At 42.0% G+C, this 21,951-nt stretch carries 14 protein-coding genes and 2 tRNA genes; 4 read left to right on the top strand and 12 right to left on the bottom strand.

The features are described 5' to 3' along the window. Positions 1–48 precede the first annotated feature (48 nt). A complete protein-coding gene (locus NYF15_RS11920) occupies positions 49–795 on the bottom strand; it encodes a hypothetical protein (protein ID WP_371353682.1) in 747 nt (248 codons plus the stop codon). Between the two features lie 271 nt (positions 796–1,066). On the opposite strand from NYF15_RS11920, the gene NYF15_RS11915 reads away from it, so the two are divergent. Beyond that, positions 1,067–2,203 carry a PQQ-dependent sugar dehydrogenase gene (locus tag NYF15_RS11915; RefSeq protein ID WP_371353681.1) on the top strand — a complete coding sequence of 379 codons (1,137 nt, stop codon included), beginning with the start codon at positions 1,067–1,069 and terminating at the stop codon, positions 2,201–2,203. 150 nt (positions 2,204–2,353) lie between these two features. On the opposite strand, the gene NYF15_RS11910 is transcribed toward NYF15_RS11915, so the two are convergent. Both NYF15_RS11910 and pbp4b read right to left on the bottom strand, forming a co-directional pair. Next, positions 2,354–3,730 (bottom strand): Na+/H+ antiporter NhaC family protein, encoded by a 1,377-nt coding sequence (locus NYF15_RS11910; RefSeq protein ID WP_371353680.1) that lies wholly within the window; start codon positions 3,728–3,730, stop codon positions 2,354–2,356. Between the two features lie 94 nt (positions 3,731–3,824). Next, positions 3,825–6,272 (bottom strand): penicillin binding protein PBP4B, encoded by a 2,448-nt coding sequence (gene pbp4b, locus NYF15_RS11905; protein ID WP_371353679.1) that lies wholly within the window; start codon positions 6,270–6,272, stop codon positions 3,825–3,827. A gap of 327 nt (positions 6,273–6,599) precedes the next feature. Here pbp4b and NYF15_RS11900 point away from each other — a divergent pair, with 327 nt between their 5' ends. Together NYF15_RS11900 and NYF15_RS11895 are read left to right on the top strand one after the other, a co-directional pair. Then, the gene (locus tag NYF15_RS11900; RefSeq protein ID WP_062569591.1) at positions 6,600–7,445 is read left to right on the top strand and encodes a MurR/RpiR family transcriptional regulator; all 846 of its coding nucleotides are present in this window, start codon (positions 6,600–6,602) and stop codon (positions 7,443–7,445) included. 349 nt (positions 7,446–7,794) lie between these two features. Beyond that, positions 7,795–10,848 carry a carboxypeptidase regulatory-like domain-containing protein gene (locus NYF15_RS11895; RefSeq protein ID WP_371353678.1) on the top strand — a complete coding sequence of 1,018 codons (3,054 nt, stop codon included), beginning with the start codon at positions 7,795–7,797 and terminating at the stop codon, positions 10,846–10,848. A gap of 315 nt (positions 10,849–11,163) precedes the next feature. On the opposite strand, the gene NYF15_RS11890 is transcribed toward NYF15_RS11895, so the two are convergent. From NYF15_RS11890 to NYF15_RS11860, 7 genes are all read right to left on the bottom strand, one after another. After that, positions 11,164–12,342 (bottom strand): exo-beta-N-acetylmuramidase NamZ domain-containing protein, encoded by a 1,179-nt coding sequence (locus NYF15_RS11890; RefSeq protein ID WP_371353677.1) that lies wholly within the window; start codon positions 12,340–12,342, stop codon positions 11,164–11,166. After that, a complete protein-coding gene (murQ, locus tag NYF15_RS11885; protein ID WP_237118055.1) occupies positions 12,342–13,277 on the bottom strand; it encodes an N-acetylmuramic acid 6-phosphate etherase in 936 nt (311 codons plus the stop codon). Before murQ ends, NYF15_RS11890 begins: the two co-directional genes overlap by 1 nt. Continuing rightward, on the bottom strand, positions 13,267–14,178 hold the full coding sequence (locus NYF15_RS11880) for a BadF/BadG/BcrA/BcrD ATPase family protein (RefSeq protein WP_371353676.1): 912 nt from the start codon (positions 14,176–14,178) through the stop codon (positions 13,267–13,269). The genes murQ and NYF15_RS11880 overlap by 11 nt, the downstream gene beginning before the upstream one ends. Then, positions 14,179–15,747, bottom strand: a complete 1,569-nt coding sequence (locus NYF15_RS11875; RefSeq protein ID WP_371353675.1) for a sodium:solute symporter — start codon at positions 15,745–15,747, stop codon at positions 14,179–14,181. An 80-nt stretch (positions 15,748–15,827) separates the two neighbouring features. Next, entirely contained in the window at positions 15,828–16,577 is a 750-nt protein-coding gene (locus NYF15_RS11870; protein WP_371353674.1) for a L,D-transpeptidase, read from the bottom strand. Next, positions 16,574–17,686, bottom strand: coding sequence for a dipeptide epimerase (locus tag NYF15_RS11865; RefSeq protein ID WP_371353673.1), 1,113 nt, complete (start codon positions 17,684–17,686; stop codon positions 16,574–16,576). The genes NYF15_RS11870 and NYF15_RS11865 overlap by 4 nt, the downstream gene beginning before the upstream one ends. A gap of 8 nt (positions 17,687–17,694) precedes the next feature. After that, positions 17,695–19,071, bottom strand: coding sequence for an SH3 domain-containing protein (locus NYF15_RS11860; protein ID WP_371353672.1), 1,377 nt, complete (start codon positions 19,069–19,071; stop codon positions 17,695–17,697). A 265-nt stretch (positions 19,072–19,336) separates the two neighbouring features. On the opposite strand from NYF15_RS11860, the gene NYF15_RS11855 reads away from it, so the two are divergent. Beyond that, complete coding sequence (locus tag NYF15_RS11855) at positions 19,337–21,352, top strand: TonB-dependent receptor (RefSeq protein WP_371353671.1); 2,016 nt, start codon at positions 19,337–19,339, stop codon at positions 21,350–21,352. Between the two features lie 231 nt (positions 21,353–21,583). Here NYF15_RS11855 and NYF15_RS11850 read toward each other — a convergent pair. Together NYF15_RS11850 and NYF15_RS11845 are read right to left on the bottom strand one after the other, a co-directional pair. Beyond that, positions 21,584–21,660, bottom strand: a tRNA-Arg gene (locus NYF15_RS11850). A gap of 97 nt (positions 21,661–21,757) precedes the next feature. Beyond that, positions 21,758–21,834, bottom strand: a tRNA-Arg gene (locus tag NYF15_RS11845). Positions 21,835–21,951: the final 117 nt, after the last annotated feature.

Below are 21,951 nucleotides of genomic sequence, written 5' to 3'. Positions count from 1 at the left end.
AGAATTAATATTTAGTAATTATCATTGTTAATTTAAATTTAAACCAACTCACTCCCCTACCTTCGGGAGCATGCTTTTACTAATCACTTCAAATGTATCTAGGTCTATCAGCATAGAGTAAACTTCATCGTTGTTAATAAATACAACGAATAAATTGCCTTCAGCGTTGAGGTTAGACTCTACAATGCGGTTGTAACCTGAAATAACTTCGCTGTAGTTTGAGCCATCAATCTTGCTTAGCGCGAAGGTACGCTTATCTTTGCCATCAAGCAGTTTGTCGTTGTTGGTATCGTTTTTGATAACTTCGTAAGAAACAGCCTTAGGGGCATCGACTTTTTGCTCCTTTTCAGCACGAGTATCAAACTCTTTGTAATGGCTTAAAGAACCAAACTCTATGATTAACTGATCCGTTGTTTTAAATAGCCAATTGGCATGATTAGTTTTGTCATTTAGAAACAAGATGTTCTTTGAGCGCGTAGGTCTGTATTTATAACCACTGCTAAAATTATTGTAAATTGTTACGTCTGCTTTCACCTCGATATCCAGTTTTTCTGATTCCAACGGGATAAAGTAAAAATCACTCCCCTCGACCTTACGGGGGTAACCCAGTTTCCACTTTTCTTGCTGTTTTTCATCTTCAGCTAAGTTTAGTGTTTGTTGCTGAACATGGTTATCGGACTTTAGTAAGTAAGCAACAAAGTTATACCCTATTGCTGCTGCTCCAATGATTAAACCTATAAGTAAAATTAGACCGTTAACATTCCACACCCATTTAAAAAACTTTTCTGACTTCATAAGACTTGTTAAATCCTTTTAAGAATAAGAACTTGCTAAGCTAGCAGATTTAAAACAAGCTGGCGAGCTACAAGGGGAAAGAGTAAAGGAGTACCGTAGGCGTGAAATTTATTTCGCGCGATGGTTTCCACGAGATTCCAGACTGACGGCTAATACCCCGCCCTTTACCTCGCTTTTCCTACCAATAATCGCACATTGTTCTAATGTTAATAACAATTTAATGCTGAACCAGCTAGGCTAATAACATCGTGTTTTAAAATATGGAGTTACTATGAAAAGGTCTTTGTTTAACAGTTTAATCATTGCCTCGATTAGCTTATCGAGCTTGCAAGCGTGTGCTCAGCCGGAACAAAAGATTCCACTGGATGCTAGCGCGAATAACTACAAACTAGAATTAGTAAGTGAAGGAATTCAAATTCCTTGGGGTATGGCTTGGCTTAACGAGCGTGACTTACTTGTCACTGATAGGCGTGGCGAGCTTAGATTAATTCGTGATGGCAAACTCGTTGAGCAAACAGTTAAAGGAACTCCTAAAGTGCATGATGAAGGCCAAGGGGGCTTATTAGATATAGAGCTTGATCCGAACTTTGCCGACAATGGTTGGATTTACTTCTCTTACTCGGGTTATGGAGGCGATGGTGAGGGTTACAATACCTCGATTATGCGCGCCCGCTTTAAAGATATGGCACTTGTTGACCAGCAACTGCTGTTTGATGGCGAGCCAAATATTAAAACAACGAAACACTATGGTTCGCGTATTGAATTCGATAAAGACGGTTACCTGTACTTCTCTATTGGCGACCGTGGCAAAAGAGACGTTCACCCACAAAGCCTAGACTATGATGCGGGTAAAATTCACCGTATCAATAGCGATGGCTCTATCCCTAAATCAAACCCGTTTTATAACCATAAAACGACTCATAAAAGCATTTATTCATATGGACACCGTAACCCTCAAGGTATGGCTATGCATCCTGAAACGGGGGTTATATGGAGCCATGAACATGGCCCTCGTGGCGGCGATGAAATTAACATAGTTAAAGCGGGTGCAAACTATGGTTGGCCTGAGATCACCTATGGGATCAACTACATTGGCACAACAATTACCGACGAAACCAGCCGCGCAGGAATGGAGCAGCCTGATTGGTATTGGGTGCCTTCAATTGCCCCTTCTGGAATGGAATTTATCACTAGCGATAAATACCCACAGTGGCAAGGTCACATTGCCGTGGGTTCGATGAAATTTGGCCACCTCGTTTTGGTAAAGCTTGATGGTGACAAAGTAACAGGCCACAGCAAGGTATTTGAAGGTGTAGGTCGTGTACGCAGCCTTGCCACCCACCCTAATGGTGATTTATATCTTGGTGTTGATGGTGTGGGTGTTTATAAGGTTGTACCTAAGATATAACTGTAAGATTTGAATGTGCGGGTTATCGAGTATTGTAGGCGTGAAATTTATTTCGCGCGATGGTTTTTGCAATATACAAGCAATAAAAAACCACAGAGAAAGTCTGTGGTTTTTATGTATAGCTTACAGCGATTAACTTCAAGCTATTAATTATAAAACAATAATACTCGTTACTAGATAAGCGATGAAGGTTAACGCACCGCCGAATAAAGCATACGGCATTTGGGTTTTCACGTGAGTTAATAAATCACACCCTGATGCAATGGCCGATACCGCGCTGGTATCTGAAATTGGCGAGCAGTGATCGCCAAACACACCGCCACCTAAAATAGCCGCAATCACTAATGAAGGTGGTAAACCCAAAGCTTGAATGAGCGGTACACCAATTGGAATCAGAATCGCGAATGTGCCCCATGAAGTACCTGTGGTAAATGAAATTACCGCACCGGTTAAAAACAGCACTGGCACAACCAAGTAAATAGGTAAAAAATCACCTACTAGGCCAGCCACAAATACACCTGTACCTAAGTCTTTCAAGCTTGCACCTAAGGTGAGCGATAGCAATACAATCGACACTAATGGCAGTAACTCACCCATGCCTTTAAAGCCAATATCAACAAGCTTATGGTGAGTAAATTCATGAGAACTAATCATTAAAAAGTACGCCACAACACAAGCTAAAATAGTGGCATACAACACTGATTTAGAACCACTACCACTGGCAATATCGCCCTCGCCAGTCCAGAACATAAAGCCAACCATGCTACCAATTAAGGTAATAAGTGGAATAAGCATGTAACGGGCTTTAGAGCCTTTTACTTCTTCTGCAAGCTCAGTTTCTTGCTGCTCAAAATTCTCTTCTGCTTGCTTTAAAGGGCCATGTACTTTGTCGAAAGTAATCGTATAAAACACGATAAGTAACGCGATAATAGCGTAGAAGTTATAACCAATGCTGCCCCACAGCACAGATACCGCAGACTCTTCCATTTCGTAATTACTCAGCAGACCAAGCACATATGCGCCCCAGCCATTGAGTAAAATTAAGATACACACAGGTGCGCTGGTACTATCAATAATGTAAGCAAGACGCGCTCTGCTCATTTTAAATTTATCGAATAAGCCACGAGACAAAATACCCGAAGTTAAAACACTTAAGTTCGATTCAATAAATACCGCAATCCCCGAGAACATGGTTAAGTAACCCACTTGGCGCTTACTTTTTGCCACGCCCTTATTCATTAATAAATTAACCGTTGCAGCCACACCACCCGATTCACGAATGTAGGCAAGTAAAGCACCAATTAAAATACTAAAAATAAGAATACGGCTATTACCTGGGGAACTGGCAACTTCAATAACCCGCTCAATGGTATTGATAAAGGTGAAAAACAAGGTATTACCTTCACCATTCAGAGCAAGTAAAAACTCAGACGACGCAACCGCGACCAATAACGCCATGATCACTTCTTTGCGCCAAAACACAATTAAGATAGCAATCAAGGGTGGTAAAATTGAATACCAAGACATAAAAACCCTTTTAAATTAAGATCAATATTTTATTTTTATTATGCTAAAACCCGCTAAGCTTAATGGCTTTACCGCTAAACTCAACTTAAATCGACTAGTGATTTAATATACTCTCATAAATCAGTGAGATAATAGAGCCATACTTGCCTGTTTCGAAGCGCTTTCCGACAAATTCGTAATTTTCTGGTGAGCCTTCAATGGGTGTATGCCGTGCATTGGTTAAAAGTACAATTGCTAGGTCATATTCGGGATCAATCACAGTTACTGTGCCAGTCCAACCTGTATGACCAAAAGCGCGGGGGCTGGCATAAGGGCCAAAATGCCATTTACGCGCTTGGTGTCCTGCTCTGCGCCACCCTAAGCCATACGTTTCATCACTCGCTTGCGGCTGAGTGAACTGCGCAAGCACTTGTGGGGTAAATAATTGTTTATTATCGTAGCCACCGCCGTTTAGCAAAACTTGCATTAATACAGATAAATCTCCTGCGGTACTAAAAAGCCCCGCATGTCCTGCTACGCCACCTAAGGCATAAAACGCTTTTTCATCATGTACTTCACCTTGCAGTACATCGGTACGAATATTTTCAAATTCAATACGCCCACCGCGAGTGTTACCATTTATTTCAGTGGCGGCAATTTGCGAGGCTAAAAAGCCTTTTTGTAATGGGTTATAAACCGTGTGCGTTAAACCAAGTGGCTGATAAATTTGACTTTCAACATAAGCATCTAGGGGCATACCGCTGATGCGTTCAACCAGCACACCTAACAACATATAATCGATATCAGAATATAAGTGCTTTACGTTACGACCCGCCACAAAGGGGACACCAGTTAATAGTAGGTTTTTGGTACGCAGGCTATTTTGTGAAAAAAAGCGCTCACCAAATTTATTGTCTTTACGGTGAAAATCAACCACCGCTGGGTAACCTGCGCTGTGGGTAAGTAAGTCTTTCACTAAGCGCTGCTCGCGACCGCTGCCCCTAAATTCTGGTAGGTAATAAAACAGCGGTTTTTCTACGTCGAGTTTACCTTCGCTAGCAAGCTTCATCAGCGCAAAGTTGGTGGCAAACATTTTTGAGTTCGAGGCAATATCAAACAAAGTATCGTTTTGCATGGCTTGTGGGGTTTTAAGCTCACTGCCATCAGCATGGTACTTTTTAGCTGCGCCATAATGGCTTAATTTAATCAGTTTGCCATCTTTAACAATTGCAAGCACAGCCCCTGGAAAGCCCTCTTTAATTTCTTGATTAATTAATTCATCAACGGCGCTAAAACGCTTTTGAGTAGCATTTTTATCGAGCGCTGGGTAAGGGAAACGTAATGTTAAGCTTGCTCCTTCAGGCAATACATTTTCTACTTTATAAGTATTAATGCCATCATGAGTACGTTTATACAAGCTGTATTGGTAGGTTTGCTCTGCGGTAAGTGGCGAGGCAATATTAATTTTTTCACCATTAATATAAATGTCTGCGCTAATCGCATCGTGATTTTCAATAATTATTTCACCACGACCTTTATAAGCAGTGAATGTGCCTCGGTCGTTTACTAGCGCGCGACTACTCGGATCAAGTGCAGGAATACGTGCTATCACTTGTGCATTAGCCAGTGTTTTTGGCTCTGGCTCAACCGCTTGCTGTTGCTGCTGATACTCTGTAAATAACCGCTCAAGTTTTTTAGGGAAGTACTTTTCTAATAATGCAAAAAGGACGGCTGCAGTTCTAGCATCATTATTACCACTTACATGCCAAGGTAAAAAGTGCATTTGAAAGGCACTCAAAGCATCTAGGGTTTGAAAATCTAGCTGCCCTGTTGCAATCACCTCATAACCGTAGCTGCGCAGCGCTTTTTGCACAAGCTCTGTTGAAGGTTTTGATGCACTAAATAACTGCCAATATTTATCAACGGTGTCGCTGTCGTACCAGGCACCGATACCCGCTTTATAAAGTTGATACCAAGGAAAGCGCGGACCTGGGTCGTTCTTACGGCTTGGGGCAATATCAGAATGACCAATCACTTGAGTTGGGCCAATATCAGGGTTTCGAGCAAGAATATCTTTACTTAATTTGATAAGTAACTCAATTTGCTTGGCATCGTAATCAGGGTAGATACACAGTTTACTTGCATCATTTTGCATCGCTGGTTTACTTTGCTCAGGTGTGTGACAGGTAGGTACGTTAACGATTTCAATACCAATAGAGTGATCGTTTAAGTCTTCTCTGCCTTGCCAAAAACTACGCCCTGCGTGCCATGCTCTGTCTTTTTCATCAACGAGCTGAATAATTTCTAAATCGTCTTTTGGGTAACTTGAATCGCCCGACTCAGGTAATAAATAATGAGAGCTTAGACCTCCTTCATCGACTAATGCACGCATCGATTTTTCGTAATCAATGGCGGTGTAATGCATCACTAAAAACTTTACCCGATGACTGTAGTTGGCTGATTGCGTATAGGTATATTGATTACTAGCACAGCTAACTAATAATGCCGCACTACAAAGATAACACAGCTGTTTAAGTAATGTTTTCAAAGGGATAAAACTCATAACCGATTCATACCTGATGATTTAAGCGTTGACGATTCTCAGCAATACAGTAGCAACACCCATGTAACATGTAAAATATTTTATTTTACATAACTGGAATAAAAAGCATATTTTATCTTTCTCATGGTAAATATTGAGTACACTCAATAATTAGTGTTGTATCTATTATGGAATAAAACTATATTATTCCATCTAAATTAAGAAAAATATTCCAAACTTAAGTCAGCTAAAACAAAAATAAGTCGTCATGTTAAACAGCCATTGTGCCGTATTCATATTTGAAGCATGCAATAAGCAAGACTAAGTTAAATAAACAAAGTGAGCCCTATGTCTACTTTTGTAAAAATTAAAGCCCTACGCCAATCTTTATCGAGCAGCGAAGCTAAGCTGGCTGATTTCACATTAAATTCGGCTAACGCTATTCGTAATTTGTCATCGGTTGAATTAGCTAAAGTGGTTGGTGTAAGTCAATCAAGCGTGGTGAAGTTTTCACAAAAATTAGGTTATAAAGGTTTTCCTGCTTTTAAACTTGCAGTGATTGATGCCCTTAATGATGAAAGTAGCGAACCCAAACTCCATGGCAAAATTACTTTAAATGATTCGCTTGAGCAAATCGCTGAAAAATTACTGAGCAGTAAGCTTGCTGTTTTAACTGAAACAAAAAACCTTAACGAAGCTGCTGCAATTGAAAAAGCTGTCGAGCTATTAAAATCAGCAAAACGCATTCTTATTTGTGGCGTGGGTGGTTCAGCACTGGTTGCAAAAGACTTTTCATATAAATTACAAAAGCTCGGTATGCCAGCAATCGCTGAGCCAGATGGACATGCACAACTTGCCTATGTGGCCACCTTTTCTAAGGGCGACTTAGTTATTGCTATTAGTGAGTCAGGTATGACCCGCGAAATTGCCGAAGTAGTTAAACAGGCCAAGAAAAACGCAAGCTCAGTGATCTCAGTAACTAAGTTTGGTAGCAGCCTAGTTGCCGACTCAGCAGATGTAAAACTCTACTCTGTCGCTGAAGGAGAATCTGTTCGCCTATCATCTATTTTAGCGCGAACAGCTCAGGACTTTGTAATTGATATTCTTTTTATCGCCCTTACACAATCGAGTCGCCAAGGTCGTAAATTGCTGGAACATTCTAACGAAGTTGTTGGCGAATTTAAGAATAACTAATTTAGTTTTTTACGCTTATTTGAATAACAAAGCAGCTTAGGCTGCTTTTTAATAATTTTTGTTTTAAATACTCTCCCCACCCCTTATAACTTCAAATTCCAAACTTACCTGTGAGAATGAATTACAGAATGTACAAACAGCATGGCGCCTTTGCACAGTCTACAAACTGCCTGTTTTTTACCCAAAATCAATTATATATTTTATTCCCAACAAACAACATTTAAATGAAAAAATATTCTTGACCAACACTAATAACACCTGTTTAATATGTGGGCAACATAATTTTAAAGTTCATGTCTCAACTGGGTAAGTAGTCCACCAAAGCATATAAATATAAGGACGGGAAACAATGAAACAACATGCATCCTCTCTCGCGCTAAGCTACATAGCAAAAGCGACTAACCATGCACTTCGCACAAAAAAAACAGCCTTAACAGGCGTTATTATGGCCGCAGCATTAACAAGCGCACCAGCCTTAGCTAATCTAACAGGCGGAATCAAAGGTAAAGTATCAACACCAGCGGCACAACAATCATTGGCAGGGATCACAGTTACAGCGAAAAGTAATGTCATGCCTAAAGCACGAACCGTTACTACACGTGAAGATGGCAGCTACGACTTACCACAGTTAAAACCTGGCACTTATGAACTAACCTTCACCGACAAAAACGGCGTTTCACAAACCATGATGGTTGATGTTTTGCTTGAGCAAACATCTAGCCTCAATATTACGTTAGGTGGTGCAGACGAAAATGTTGAAGTTATCACCGTAACCGGTAGTAAATTATATCGCCAAGGTAAGTCAGCACTAACAAACTCACTTGGTCAAGAAGGTATCAATAATGTACCTGTAGGCCAAGATTACCGTGATTTATTAAAACTTGTGCCAGGGGTAGAGCTTTCAGCAAATACAACATTAGGCCCCTCAGCAGGTGGCTCTGGTGTAGACAATTCGTATGGTTTTGATGGGGTAAATGTATCGCTGCCTATGTACGGTAACTTGGCGTCTGAACCTTCAACCCATGATGTTGCTTATGTAACCATGGACCGCGGTGGCGCGAAAGCGGTTGGTTTTAACCGCTCTGGTGGTTTTTCTGTTAATACCGTGTCTAAGTCTGGTACTGATGAATTCCACGGTAACATCGAATACAAAGCACAGCCAAAAAGCTTTGTTGCAACGCCAGTGGGTGAAGAAAGCTATGAGATGGATAAAAGCTGGCTAACAGCAAGTTTAGGCGGCCCACTTATCGAAGATACCCTCTATTTTTATACCTCGTATTATCGCCCTGAAGAAACACGCTCTAATAAAGGCACGGCCTATGGTGATGTTAAGGACTATGAAAGTGTTCGTGATGAATACTTTGGTAAATTAACTTGGGCACCGACCGACGATATTTTAATTAATATTTCACAACGAACCTCGGATAAAACACTTAAAGGTCGCTCAATTGGTGCTTACGAAACAGATAGCGTCTCTGCAGGTGATAAAGCTGATCAAGATATCTTTACACTAGATGGATCATGGATTTTAGGCTCTGCAACCACCCTATCATTCCAGTACAGTAAATTTGATTTAGAAACGGGTTCACAACCTGATAACCCGCTGAGTGTTGTTCCTTCATTAAACGGCCAACTTGATGTCAATAATCTAACGGAAATGGGTTATTTTTCAGTACCTAGCTTAATAGACTATGATCCCGCTGACGGGTTCACCGAAGAACAAATTGCGATACACAACGCTGGAGCCTCAGCACTCATCAACACCTATGGTTATCTAGAAGATGGCGTGATGAAAGGCAGTGGCGGTGTAGGTGCATTTGCAACTTATGATAATCAAAACTTCTATCGTGACTCTTTTGAAATAAACCTAGAGCATGAATTTGACTGGGGCGATACATATCACACACTTCATTTTGGTGCGAAATGGGAAGAAGGTGAAGAGCAACTTACACGCTTATCAAATGGTTGGGGACGTATTGCATACATTGGTGGCTTAGTTGATCCTGATGCCGATACTGAAGGCTTTGACCCTGCTGATGCGATTTACCGTGCCCATGTACAGCAAATGAGCTTAGCAACCGATGGCGGCACAACAGTTTCGGGGATTAACTCAGAAACGCGAAGCCTCAACTTTGAAATTAACGATACCATTGAGCATGGGGATTGGACCTATAACTTAGGTTTACTTGTTAGCCAAGACACTTGGTATGGCCAAGGCTTGAAAAAGAAATCTGGCACAATCTCTGGCTACGAAGTCGCTCCTGGTCACAAATATGAAATGTATCAAACAGATTGGAAAGATATGCTGCAACCGCGATTAGGTGCAACATGGACCTACTCAGGTGAAGACTCAATATTTGCCAACTTTGCAATCTATAACCCAGAAGCAAGCTCACTTTCACGGGCAGCATCTTGGGACCGTAATACCCGCGCCGAAATCGAACTGCTTTTAGATGAATCGGGTAATATTCTTTCGGCATCTCCGCGCCGTGGTTCATCAGGTAAAGCATTTCAAGAAGATATGAAACCTCGTCGTATTAACGAGTTTACATTGGGTACAACCAAGTATATTGGCTCAGACTTAGTATTACGTGCTCACGTACGTCACCGTAAAGGTATGCACTTTTGGGAAGATATGCCAAATACAGCACGCTTAACAGACTACTCTGGCGTTGATGCTGACGGCGTACCACAGCATATTGCAGACAAAGGTTTATATATTGATAACCTAGATGCGATTCGCGATGAAATCGGTGGTTCTTCGTATGTAATCGCCGAGGTTGATGGCGGTGAAACCAAGTACTGGGAAGCAAGCATCGAAGCTGAGTACATGGGTGAAAATACCTATATCAATGCCTCTTATGTATGGAGCCACTACTACGGTAACTTTGACCAAGACAACACCACCACAACCAACGATGCCAACAACTTCATTGGCTCGTCGTACTATGGTGATGGTCGCGGCCGTTATTCATGGGATAACCGCTACGGTAAGCTTTCAGGCGATAAACCACATCTATTAAAAGTGTATGGTTATTACACATTGCCTTGGGAAGCCAACTTAGGTGCTTATTTCGTATTCCAATCTGGCAGTGCATGGGAGAACTGGGATGGTACTCGATATGGCTACTCGTCAACCTCAACATCTAGCCACGTGAGCCGCTATGCAGAACCTGCTGGTTCTCGCAGAACAGCAAGCCATTGGCAACTAGACTTGAACTACACGCAAGACTTTAAGTTCTCAGGTGATATGGAATTACAATTGCGTGCTGACTTATTCAATGTGTTTAATCGTCAAACGGGCTATAACAAAAACCCATATGTAATTGATGAAAACTACGGTGAATCACGCAGCTACTATAACCCTCGCAGCTTACAGTTATCAGTTAACTTTAAGTTCTAAACCAGTTAAATCCTGTTGGGGGTCGCATATGCGGCCCTTTTTTTATACTCAATAAACTGAGCAACATACCTACCTTGATTACGCTCTCGCTTCTCTATTTTTTAACGGATAGAATCTGCATATAAAAAATATTTTAGAAAGTAGAAGAACAGTCTTCCAAGAGTAGCTTTAAGCGACGAGTATCCTGATGCCTTTTATATAACTAAAGCCAAGGCTAAGGCGTTTCATAGCTATTGTGTATCTATTTTAAGATTTAATTGAATTGTTAGGTTTAGCTAAAACTAAAAACGAGGCCTGTGCCTCGTTTCGTAATTATTACTGATAAAGTAAATAAGGTTGTCGCTGTCGTTTAAAGGTAGCTAAATCCTCCTGCCAGCTTTGCCTAATTTGTTGCTGAGTTTGGCCTGCTTCAATGGCTAAACGTAATTTATCCGTGCCTGCGAGCTTATCCATAAAGTCAGGACGTTCAAAAAAAGTCTGATTGGTATCTCGCAACGTTTGGTAGGCCGAAATAAATACACTTAAATCTAGACCATGAATATCAGCATCTCGTAAGTCTTGACCAAATACTTCGACCCCTTTGAATTTAGGGTGCATTGAAGCACCTTTAATCGCCCTTGGCGTAAAACTAAATTCGCCAAGTTTAACTGGCGAGTAACCAACAACTTGAAACGGAAAATCAGTACCACGGCCAATAGTTACAGGGGTTGCTTCAAAGAAGCACAATGATGGATAAAGCGCAATTGACTGGGCATTCGGTAAGTTAGGACTAGGCTTTATTGGTAGCTCATAAGCCATAGTACGCTCATAATTTGCAACAGGCACGACACTCAGCTCAAGCTTATCAGCGTCATTTATCCAACCTTCACCTTTGATCATTTGAGCAAGTTCAGCCACTGTCATACCGTGTAAAACAGGAATTTCGTGCATGCCAACAAACGAGCGAAATTGTGGATCAAGGATAGGCCCATCAACATAAGCAATATTCGGGTTTGGCCTATCGAGTACCACAACCTGTTTACCATTTTCAGCGGCAGCTTCCATCACGTAATGCATTGAGCTTATATAGGTATAAAAACGCACACCGACATCTTGAATATCAAAAATAATAACGTCTAAATCAGCGAGCATCTCAGGGCTTGGCTTTTTATTGCTGCCATAAATAGATACAACATCGATACCTGTTTTAGCATCTACCGTGCTTTTAACGTGAGCTCCAGCGTCATGATCGCCGCGAAAGCCATGCTCTGGGGCAAATATTTTGCTAACGACAACGCCTTTATCTAGTAATGCATCAACTAGGTGTTGACCATCAACCACAGATGTTTGATTAACCACTAAGCCAACACGTTTTCCTGTTAATGCAGGTACATAAGCTTGAAAATTGGCTGCGCCCACCTGCAAAGGCTGCAGCTTCTGAGCTGCTTGTACAGGCGTTTCTTGGCAACCTAAAAGCGCAAAACAACTAACGAGTAATACAGCTAAAAAGCGCATTATTTTTCAACCGCCTTACGTAAAAAGCCACCTGCTTTTGACAATAACTGTTTTGCTTCAGGGGCTGGCTTTCCGGTTAATACGATTAAAATGGCCAGTTTTGCACTTTGCTCAGCTTGCTTTAATGCATCCACGGCTTGCTGCTGAGAGCAATCTGTTGCTTGCATGACTATACGAATAGCACGAGCGTGCAGCTTTTCGTTACTGGCATTCACATCAACCATCAGGTTTTTATAAACTTTACCCGTGCGGATCATGCTGGCTGTACTTAGCATATTCAACACCAGTTTCTGTGCAGTACCCGATTTCATACGTGTAGAGCCAGTCACAGCTTCTGCCCCCACCACGGGGCAAATGCCGATTTGTGGTAAACGCATCACTGCTGAATCAGGGTTACAGGTGACACCCACAGTGACACAACCAAGTGATTTAGCGTATTCAATTGCCGAGCAAACATAAGGAGTACGGCCACTGGCAGCAATACCAACCACGACATCTTTACTGGTTAAATTGGCATTTTTTAAGTCTTCAATAGCAAGTGTTGTACTATCTTCAGCGCCTTCTACAGCTTTTTTAACCGCAGTGTCACCACCAGCAATAATGCCGAGCACTTGCTGATCGCTTACGCTATAAGTAGGCGCACATTCAACCGCATCTAAAATGCCTAAACGGCCACTAGTACCAGCACCAATGTAAATTAATCTGCCACCTTGTTGAAATGCTTCAACGACATGATCGACAGCTTCACTAATTTGTGGGATCACTCGTTTCACGGCACCCGCTACTTTGTGATCTTCATTATTGATTTTAGTGAGGATCTCAGTGGAGCTGAGCAGATCGATATCCAAAGTGTCTGGGTTTTGTCCTTCAGAGACAATACCGTTTAACTCTTCGAGTAACTCACGTTGTTGCTTAAAGACGTGCTCAGGGCTCATTGGGTTGTCCTTTTTCAATAATGTCATGGTAATGCTTTGCCGCTAAAATGGCGGCACCAGTTAATGAATCTCCCTTACAAGGAGATAATTCGTTTTGTAAGGCAAGTGGCAATAACGGTTGGCTGACTTTCGCCAAACCACCAATTAAAATCACCGGTAACGGCGAGTTACCTCGGCTTTTATTGATTAACCGAACCACCGACTGGGTGTGCTCTGTTAATACCGTTTTTGCCGCTTCACAGTCATTTTGTAAGCTAAACACCAACGGGCTAAATGCTGCATAATCCGCGGGTTTTGCTTGTTTAAGCCAATTACTAATTGTTTGACGAGTGCATCCTAGCTGCTCACTCAAACGAATCGTTAATCGGCTTTTTGGTAAATCGTAACTATCTATGTCGTTTAATAAATGCTGCACAGCCATTAGGCCGATACGTGCACCACCACCAAAATCATCAACGGTAAAGCCCCAGCCGCTCACTAACTTAGTTTGCTTTTGCGCGTTTAATCTTGCCCCAACAGCACCGGTGCCAAGGGCAATAACCACACATGGCTCACCAAGATTAGCACCATACAATGACGTAATGGCATCGCTGGTAATTTGCAAACTGGCAAATTCTATTTCGTAAATCAGCTTGAGCATCACTGTTAATTGCTCAGCAAGACTCTGCGATGAGCCACCAGCAACCCCCATAACGGTGACGATTTCACTTGGCTCTGCGCCACTTTGCTGGCAAACATCACGGGTCACTTTAACAATGTTTTCTAACGCTAAATCAAGATCATTCGAGATTGATGCCGAACCCGCTTGGGCACGAAAAGTAGCGCCACTTGCCTGCTCTTTTAGCTCTGCTAACACTTTGGTGCCACCACCATCGATGGCTAAAACATAGCGTACGGCCATTTATGCACTCTTCTCGTGCGCCGCTTTACCAAGGCAACACACCAATGTCGCAAGCAAAGTGCCAATGCATAGCTGCCAAGTAAAGCCTAAGTAAAAACGCATTGACTCAGGTAGTAACCAGTCAATCATGTACGGCTGCATTAATAAGGTCACCATAAAGCCCGCTATTAGCGCTGCTAACACTGAGCCTTCACTGCCTCGTTTGGTGAACAAGGTCGTAAAATACACACCTAACAAACCGCTGTACGAGAACACCATGACACTTAGCGCAAATTTTAATAATGGCATATCACTGTATTGCTGCCAGAAATAACAAAGAATAGCCATCAGCGCTAAGGCAAGACTAACCAGTGCCATCCCTACACGACCCGCTTTTACAAAGTGATGATCGCTTACTTGCTTGTTATGTTTTTCTAAATACGGGCGATAGATATCTTGTACGATGACTGAAGACATCGAACTAAGCCCAGAGTTCAACGTAGAAATAGCCGCAGCAATAATACCCACGCTGACTAAACCTTTAACCCCAGCTGGTACTTCGTTCAATACGTAGTACATAAAGATTGTGATTTTTTCGCCATTAAATTCTTGTACAACCGTTTTCCCTGCCTCGCTATTCATTAATGCAGGTTGCTGATAAACAATATAAAGCAGCAAACCAATAAAGATAAAAATAGCCATAACGGGGATCACCATCACCACCGATAGTAATAACGCTTTACTGCCTTCTTTTGGGCTTTTACAGGTTAATAAACGCTGCGTCATATCTTGGTCTAAACCAAATGCAGCGATGTTTAATAGCACAAACCCCGTTAACACAGAGGCCATGTTAAACACCCCTGACGGGCCAAAATCTAAATCAAATTTAAACAGCGCGAGTTTTGAATCTGCACCTGGGCTTGGCTCGTTCAGCGTTGCAATGATGGTTGAAAAATCAGCGGGTATAATACTCAGCAAGCACCAAATAACCGCAATTGCCGCACTGACATAAACGATACTTTGCAGTACATCAGAATAAATAACGCTGCGAATGCCACCCAAAAAGGTATAAAGCAGACCCGCCAGCGCCAGCACTAAAGTCGCGATAACCACACTATCGGCATCGATATTACCATATAGAATCATCGCCACAGCAATAGCGGCCATGTATAAACGGGCGCCACTGGCAAACACACGGCCAAATAAATACATCAAGCCACTACGGCGCTTGGCCTTTGGTCCGATACGTTTTTCAAGCAGTTCGTAAACGGTATACACTTTTTGCTGATAAAACTTTGGAATTAGAAACGCCGATACTATGAAGGCAGCAATAAACGCACCGATATTGGTTGCGATATAAGAGAAGTCACCTTGATAGCCTTGATCTGGCCCACCAATAAACGTTGCCGCTGATTGCGACGTAGCTAAAACAGAAATAGCCACCATCCACGTTGGCATGCTATTTCCGCCTAGAAAAAAATCTTGGCTTGAGTTAGCGCGTTTGCGATTAAACCACCAGCCACTTAGCAATAAAATTGCACCGTAACTTGCGAATACTAGCCAATCGAGAAAAGCGTAATTTGCACTCATTTATTATCCTAACCCAAACCCTAATGGAATATATTATTCCATCATTATGACAAAATTAAAATAGTTTTATTTTATTATTTTTATTCAACTAAGCTAGGTAATTGCCACTGACTTTGCTTCTGTTGGTATTGCGCTTTAGTCAAGCTGACTAATAGCGGCTTTTTACGTTCATCTAACCAAGCAAGTAACGCATCCATATTGCTTTCTGTCATTGCTGTGCAACCTGCTGTAGGTTTACTTGGCGCGCGCCATAAATGCATAAAGATACAACTGCCCGCACCATTGATATTGCTTGGATTATGCTTAACAACAATGCCTTTTTTGTAAAGGTTATCTTGGCTGTAAATATCACGACGCATCCATTCTGAAGAGTCTTTTACGGCATCTTCACCTACTTGTGCTTTATCAACCAATTGGTTGTAAAACGGTGAGCCTTTCACATCAATACAATAATCATTGGCGGTCATTGCTTGATAACTGAGGTTTGTTTGCAATGAATCTAAATAACCAAAAGCAGTACCAAGCTCAAAAATACCTGCTGGCGCTTTACCATCACCTTCTTGTTTTTGTTGACCAGGCTGTGCAGGATGCAGCCCCACTCCCCAAGCAAGGCCAGTACGACCTAGTACCACCGCGTGTTGCTGGCCTTGTTGTTGCCAGCTACCAGCAGTTTTTTCAAAGCGATACAGGGTGGCATCAATAGCATCACTGTCATTGGCCACCACCACGACGAGCTGTTGATGGCTGTTATCAATAACAGGTTTAGGTGATTCTTTGCTGGCACAAGCCGATAAACTCATAACTGCAATAAGACTGACTAGTTTTTTCATGCTGGCCATACTCCGTTTGTAATTAGTTCAAGCCCAGTTACTGATTCAATGCCAAGACCTGGGGCATCCGATAAGCGTATTTGTGGGCCGCTAAATTCAACGCCCCCTTGCACAGGGTCATATTGACCAAGGGCTGGGCCATCTAAATCTATTTTACTGATTTGCTGCGCTTTGGCAGAGGCTAAATGTGCAGCCCCTGCGACGGCAATACTGCCCTCTAGCATACAACCTATCATACACTCTGCTTGGTATTGGGCTGTGATATTAGCAATCTCAATTGCTCGGCTTAAACCGCCCGTTTTCATTAATTTAATATTGATAATATCAACTGCACCAAGTTCTAAAAGTTGGATCACTTGCTTAGGTGAAAAGGCGCTTTCATCGGCCATAATCGGGGTATTCACTCGCTCAGTAATATATTTGAGACCTTGAATATCACTGCTTTTTACTGGCTGCTCAACCAACTCTAATACTACGCCTGCTTGCTCAAGTTGTTGCAGTGCAAACACAGTTTGTTTGGCATCCCAGCCTTGGTTTACATCTAAACGTAACTGCGCCTTAGCGGCAAAGCCTGCATGGATTGCTTTTACGCGTTCAATATCTTGATTAAGGTTATTGCCGATTTTTATTTTTAATACATCAAAGCCTTGCTCAACCGCTCGCTGACAGTCACTGAGCATTTTATCTATGTTATCGACACTAATGGTGATATCGGTTTTCAGCGCTGTCTTACCACCGCCAAGTAACTTATATAAAGGCGCTTGATAGAGCTTGCCCCACAAGTCGTAAACCGCCAGCTCTAACGCTGCTTTTGCACTACTGTTACCAACCACGGTTGATTGAATAATGTGGGTAAGCTGATTGATGTTTTCGATTTCTTGCCCGACTAGTTTAGGGGCAATAAACTGCTGAATGACCGCTATCATCCCTTGATGGGTATCGCCTGTAATAACCGGTGTTGAGGCCGCAGAGCCATAACCGATTTGACCACATTCGGTATCGATTAAAACCACTAAGTCCTCAATAAAACTTACTTCTCTCAGTGCTGTTTTAAATGGAGTAACTAATGGCACTTTGAGCTTTGCAAAGCGAACAGCTTTAATTTTCATAATGGCCTCTAGCGAATACGCTTAATGTTATAAACACGATCTAAGTAGCTGGTTTCTTGAGATAATCTAAGTGGCAATAATGGCGTGACCGACACCCCATTCAAGGCACTACTATAAAAACTGCCATCGCCTTTGTTATAACCTAAGCCTTTAACGTCATGAATAACATAAGGCTCACCATGATGCTCCCCTAAGTACATCATTACATGACCCGGAATATAAATTAGATCGCCAATCGCCATGTTTTTAACCGTTGGTAGCTTGGCATCCGCCGCTGTATTTTTATCAAAACGATTATTTTGCCCGTATTCACTACTTCCTTGCTGCCCTGAATTACGCGGCATTAGTAGGCCAAAGCTCTTATAAATTTCACCAACAAACCCTGTACAGTCGCGGCCATTGTAATCATGACCCCAACCATAACGCTCGCCTAAAAACTTAAAGCCTTGTTTAATCAGATTCTGCTCGTTGTAGTCTAGGTAGCCTAAATTTACATCGGCAGTTTTGCTGATCATCGCGGCTTTAATAACAAGTTTGCCTTGCTCATCGCGGGTAGGTAACTGTACAACATGGCTAGCATAGCTGTTTTGGCCGTTGAGCAAATACGGTACTTGCTCATTATTAACTAAAGGTAAGCGTACTCCCATATCGAGCTGTACTTCTGAAAGGCTTTCATCGCTTGGCACATAAGCGGTATTTACTTTTGCACCAGTTACCACCAAGAAGTTATCTTGTTCGCGATAAGCTTTTATTTTATCTGCATCAGCAAAGGCAAGATCTTCGGCAGGCGTCCACGCAAGATAGTTGTAAGCACGAACTAACAACCATTTCTTATCTGCGCTTTGATGCAATACAGCAACCGCTTCGCCCGGGAACATACCGCTTTCTTGAAAGCGATCTAAGTCTTGATCAAGCCCGCTATTTAAAACTCTATCCCAGGTTGGAAAAGTACGTAATGCAGTGCGCTTAACGACCACAGCAAAGCGTACCTCATTGCTATCTGCGACCTTATTAAGGTTTAAGTTAGCCTGATATTTTGCAAAATCTTTCGCGGTGAGTTGTCGGCCATCGGTAAAAAAGCGCGGGCTTTTTGGAATTGAGCTTGCCGAATGAATGGCGCTTGTTAGCTCGTCTTTAGTGAGCGATTTTTGAAATGACAGTGGATCAACAATGTATTTATTATCTTTAATTAATTTCTCGTTGAAGGCTGCAATTTGCGCCTCTGTCATGATCATTTTTGCTGATGCACCTTTCGCTAACCAGTAACTTGGTGAAAGCTGTGACTGCGTAACCCCGATAACATCTGATTGCCAACCCTCAGCATGCATAGGTGCACTAAAAGCAACACCTAAAGTAATTGATAAAGCAATAATTGAACGATGCATAGCTGTTCCTTAATTCTTTGTAAATGCGTGAATCTAATAATTTAGCAAATGCGTGCAGCCCCTTACTTGCAGTGTCGATAAGTTCCTTCGCATACACAAAACAAAATTCACAATTATTATTTTTTTTGGAATATTTTATTAAATTTACCACAAATTTATTATGAAGCAAGGTAACTTAATTTTCATACTTATTAACTTATTTGCATCCAAAGCGTTAGCAACTACGTTTATAGTGTAAACCTCCCTTGAAAAGGAATTTATAAAAATGAACAAGTTATACCTATTGCTGGGCTGCATTAGCTGCTCTGGAGACGCGTTAGCAAATATTGAAAAAATCACTGTGTATGGGCATCGCACAGGATTAATAGGTGAATCAATTAGTGCCTCAAGCGGTGTTATTGGTCAAGGTGAAATTGAAAACCGCCCCATGCTAAGAAGTACTGAAATGCTTGAACTCATTCCAGGTATGGCGGTAACGCAACATAGTGGCTCAGGTAAAGCAAACCAATATTTTATTCGTGGCTTTAACCTAGATCACGGGACTGATTTTGCGACCAATATTGATGGTATGCCGATTAATATGCGTAGCCATGGCCATGGTCAAGGTTATACGGATTTAAACTTCATCATTCCTGAAACCATTGCCACCGTTAGCTACCAAAAAGGAAGTTATGATGCTCGACAGGGTGACTTTTCTACAGCAGGCAGTGCCTATTTTCACCTTACAGATAATCCAAAACACCAGCAACTCGACTTTACTGTTGGTGAAGATAGCTACTTAAGAGCAGTAGCCTTAGGCCATATAAAAGTTGGTAACGGAAAATTAATAGCTGCAACAGAGTGGCAAGGTTATGATGGCCCTTGGCAAGACATTGATGAAGACGTAAATAAAAAGAACGCCCTACTTCGCTATGTGAACGAATCAAAAAGTGGCAACTTATCAATTACAGCTATGGCTTACGACAACAGCTGGAACTCTGCAGATCAAATCCCTCAAAGAGCCATTGATCAAGGTATTATCTCTGAACTAGGGTCGCTGGACACCACGCTAGGCGGTAAATCGAGTCGTTATAGTTTATCGGCGAACTGGCAAAACGAACACTTTACAGCTAACGCTTATATTATTGATTATGAGCTAAATTTATTTTCTAACTTCTCTTATTTGCTAAATGACCCTATTAATGGTGACCAATTCAACCAACAAGATAAGCGCACAATTTCAGGCGGAGCTCTGAGCTATCAATTTTCCGATAAATTATACGCTATACCTGTAAGCCATAGTGTTGGTATAGAGCTTCGTAATGACAATATCGATAATGTGGGGCTTTATAATACGAAGGCCCGTAAGTTTTTATCTACTGTTCGTGAAGACAGTGTAGATGAAACAAGTTATGCCGCATTTTGGCAAACTCAATTAACATTAAGCGAGCAACTTGAGGCGACTATCGGTGTTCGTTATGACTATTTAGATACCAGTGTAGATAGCAACAATACGGCTAACTCAGGAGAAGCTGATGACGACTTGCTTGGTTTTAAAGCGAGTCTAACCTACTTATTCAGCGATAACTTGGCAGGTTATGCAAATTGGGGTCAATCTTTCCACTCAAATGATGCTCGTGGCGCGACAATTAGCCTAGACCCCGTCACGCTTGAAGCTGCTGACACTGTGGACTTACTTGTTAAAAGTAATGGTGCAGAAGTGGGTATGCGCTACTTTGATGAAAAGCAATTCAACTTTTCTGCCGCGCTTTGGTGGTTAGAACTTGATTCTGAATTATTGTTTGTTGGCGATGCTGGTAATACAGAAGCCAGTGATGCTTCAAAACGTTACGGCTTAGAGCTTAGTGCATACTATTGGCTAGCCGATACACTAAGCCTAGATGCTGAGGCATCATTCACTCACTCTCGTTTAGATATTGATAGTAACTATGACCGTATTGAAGGAGCGGTTCCTATCGTTGCAAGCGCCGGTATAAACTGGCAAATAACTGAAAAATGGCAAACCTCATTACGCTTACGTCATATTGGTAAACGTATGTTAAGTGATGATGGCGACAAGCGCTCAGAGCCGCTTACAGTCGTAAATGGTCTTGTTAGCTACCAACAAACTCATTGGAAAGTAGGCTTAGAGCTACTCAATCTTTTCGATAGTAACGACCATGATATCGATTATTACTATGCTTCACGCTTAGCGGGAGAGCCCGCAGAAGGCATAGAGGATAACCACTTTCACCCTATTGAACCTCGTACAGTGAGACTTAATCTAAGTTTATTGTTTTAATAATCTTAATACAGGCTCTATACGTTTTATAGCTACGTATAGAGCGGTCGTTATTTATGGCGACACCACCTTAATGCGCGTGAAACAAGTTTCACGCCTGCGGGGTACATTTTTTGTATTTTGAGTTGGGAGTTTAATTTGTGGTGTGGAAAGTGTGTGGTTCGCGAATTGTAGGCACAAAAAAACCGACTTTCGTCGGTTTATTCACTTTAACTCTACTTAAGAGAAAAGTGGCGGACGCGGGAGGATTCGAACCTCCGACCGCCTGGTTCGTAGCCAGGTACTCTATCCAGCTGAGCTACGCGTCCGCATTATGTTCTGCATGTTTAAGTCTTGCATTGACTGTGCCTTAAAGACACAAAAAAACCGACTGCTTGTCGGCTTATGTCACTTTCTAAGAGAAAGTGGCGGACGCGGGAGGATTCGAACCTCCGACCGCCTGGTTCGTAGCCAGGTACTCTATCCAGCTGAGCTACGCGTCCGCAAGTTGCATTTTATAATCTTGCAATGATTTTATCTTTATACTCGATGTGAGTTTCAAATATGGCGGACGCGGGAGGATTCGAACCTCCGACCGCCTGGTTCGTAGCCAGGTACTC

Source organism: Pseudoalteromonas sp. 68 DY56-GL68, assembly GCF_041414825.1.
GTDB lineage: Bacteria > Pseudomonadota > Gammaproteobacteria > Enterobacterales > Alteromonadaceae > Pseudoalteromonas.
This window is presented reverse-complemented; position numbering and strand designations above follow the sequence as displayed.

What these genes read in the sequence shown, in the direction of transcription:
- NYF15_RS11920 (WP_371353682.1), bottom strand. Translation starts at nt 795, where the DNA reads ATGAAGTCAGAAAAGTTTTTTAAATGGGTGTGGAATGTTAACGGTCTA.
- NYF15_RS11915 (WP_371353681.1), top strand. Translation starts at nt 1,067, where the DNA reads ATGAAAAGGTCTTTGTTTAACAGTTTAATCATTGCCTCGATTAGCTTA.
- NYF15_RS11910 (WP_371353680.1), bottom strand. Translation starts at nt 3,730, where the DNA reads ATGTCTTGGTATTCAATTTTACCACCCTTGATTGCTATCTTAATTGTG.
- pbp4b (WP_371353679.1), bottom strand. Translation starts at nt 6,272, where the DNA reads ATGAGTTTTATCCCTTTGAAAACATTACTTAAACAGCTGTGTTATCTT.
- NYF15_RS11900 (WP_062569591.1), top strand. Translation starts at nt 6,600, where the DNA reads ATGTCTACTTTTGTAAAAATTAAAGCCCTACGCCAATCTTTATCGAGC.
- NYF15_RS11895 (WP_371353678.1), top strand. Translation starts at nt 7,795, where the DNA reads ATGAAACAACATGCATCCTCTCTCGCGCTAAGCTACATAGCAAAAGCG.
- NYF15_RS11890 (WP_371353677.1), bottom strand. Translation starts at nt 12,342, where the DNA reads ATGCGCTTTTTAGCTGTATTACTCGTTAGTTGTTTTGCGCTTTTAGGT.
- murQ (WP_237118055.1), bottom strand. Translation starts at nt 13,277, where the DNA reads ATGAGCCCTGAGCACGTCTTTAAGCAACAACGTGAGTTACTCGAAGAG.
- NYF15_RS11880 (WP_371353676.1), bottom strand. Translation starts at nt 14,178, where the DNA reads ATGGCCGTACGCTATGTTTTAGCCATCGATGGTGGTGGCACCAAAGTG.
- NYF15_RS11875 (WP_371353675.1), bottom strand. Translation starts at nt 15,747, where the DNA reads ATGAGTGCAAATTACGCTTTTCTCGATTGGCTAGTATTCGCAAGTTAC.
- NYF15_RS11870 (WP_371353674.1), bottom strand. Translation starts at nt 16,577, where the DNA reads ATGAAAAAACTAGTCAGTCTTATTGCAGTTATGAGTTTATCGGCTTGT.
- NYF15_RS11865 (WP_371353673.1), bottom strand. Translation starts at nt 17,686, where the DNA reads ATGAAAATTAAAGCTGTTCGCTTTGCAAAGCTCAAAGTGCCATTAGTT.
- NYF15_RS11860 (WP_371353672.1), bottom strand. Translation starts at nt 19,071, where the DNA reads ATGCATCGTTCAATTATTGCTTTATCAATTACTTTAGGTGTTGCTTTT.
- NYF15_RS11855 (WP_371353671.1), top strand. Translation starts at nt 19,337, where the DNA reads ATGAACAAGTTATACCTATTGCTGGGCTGCATTAGCTGCTCTGGAGAC.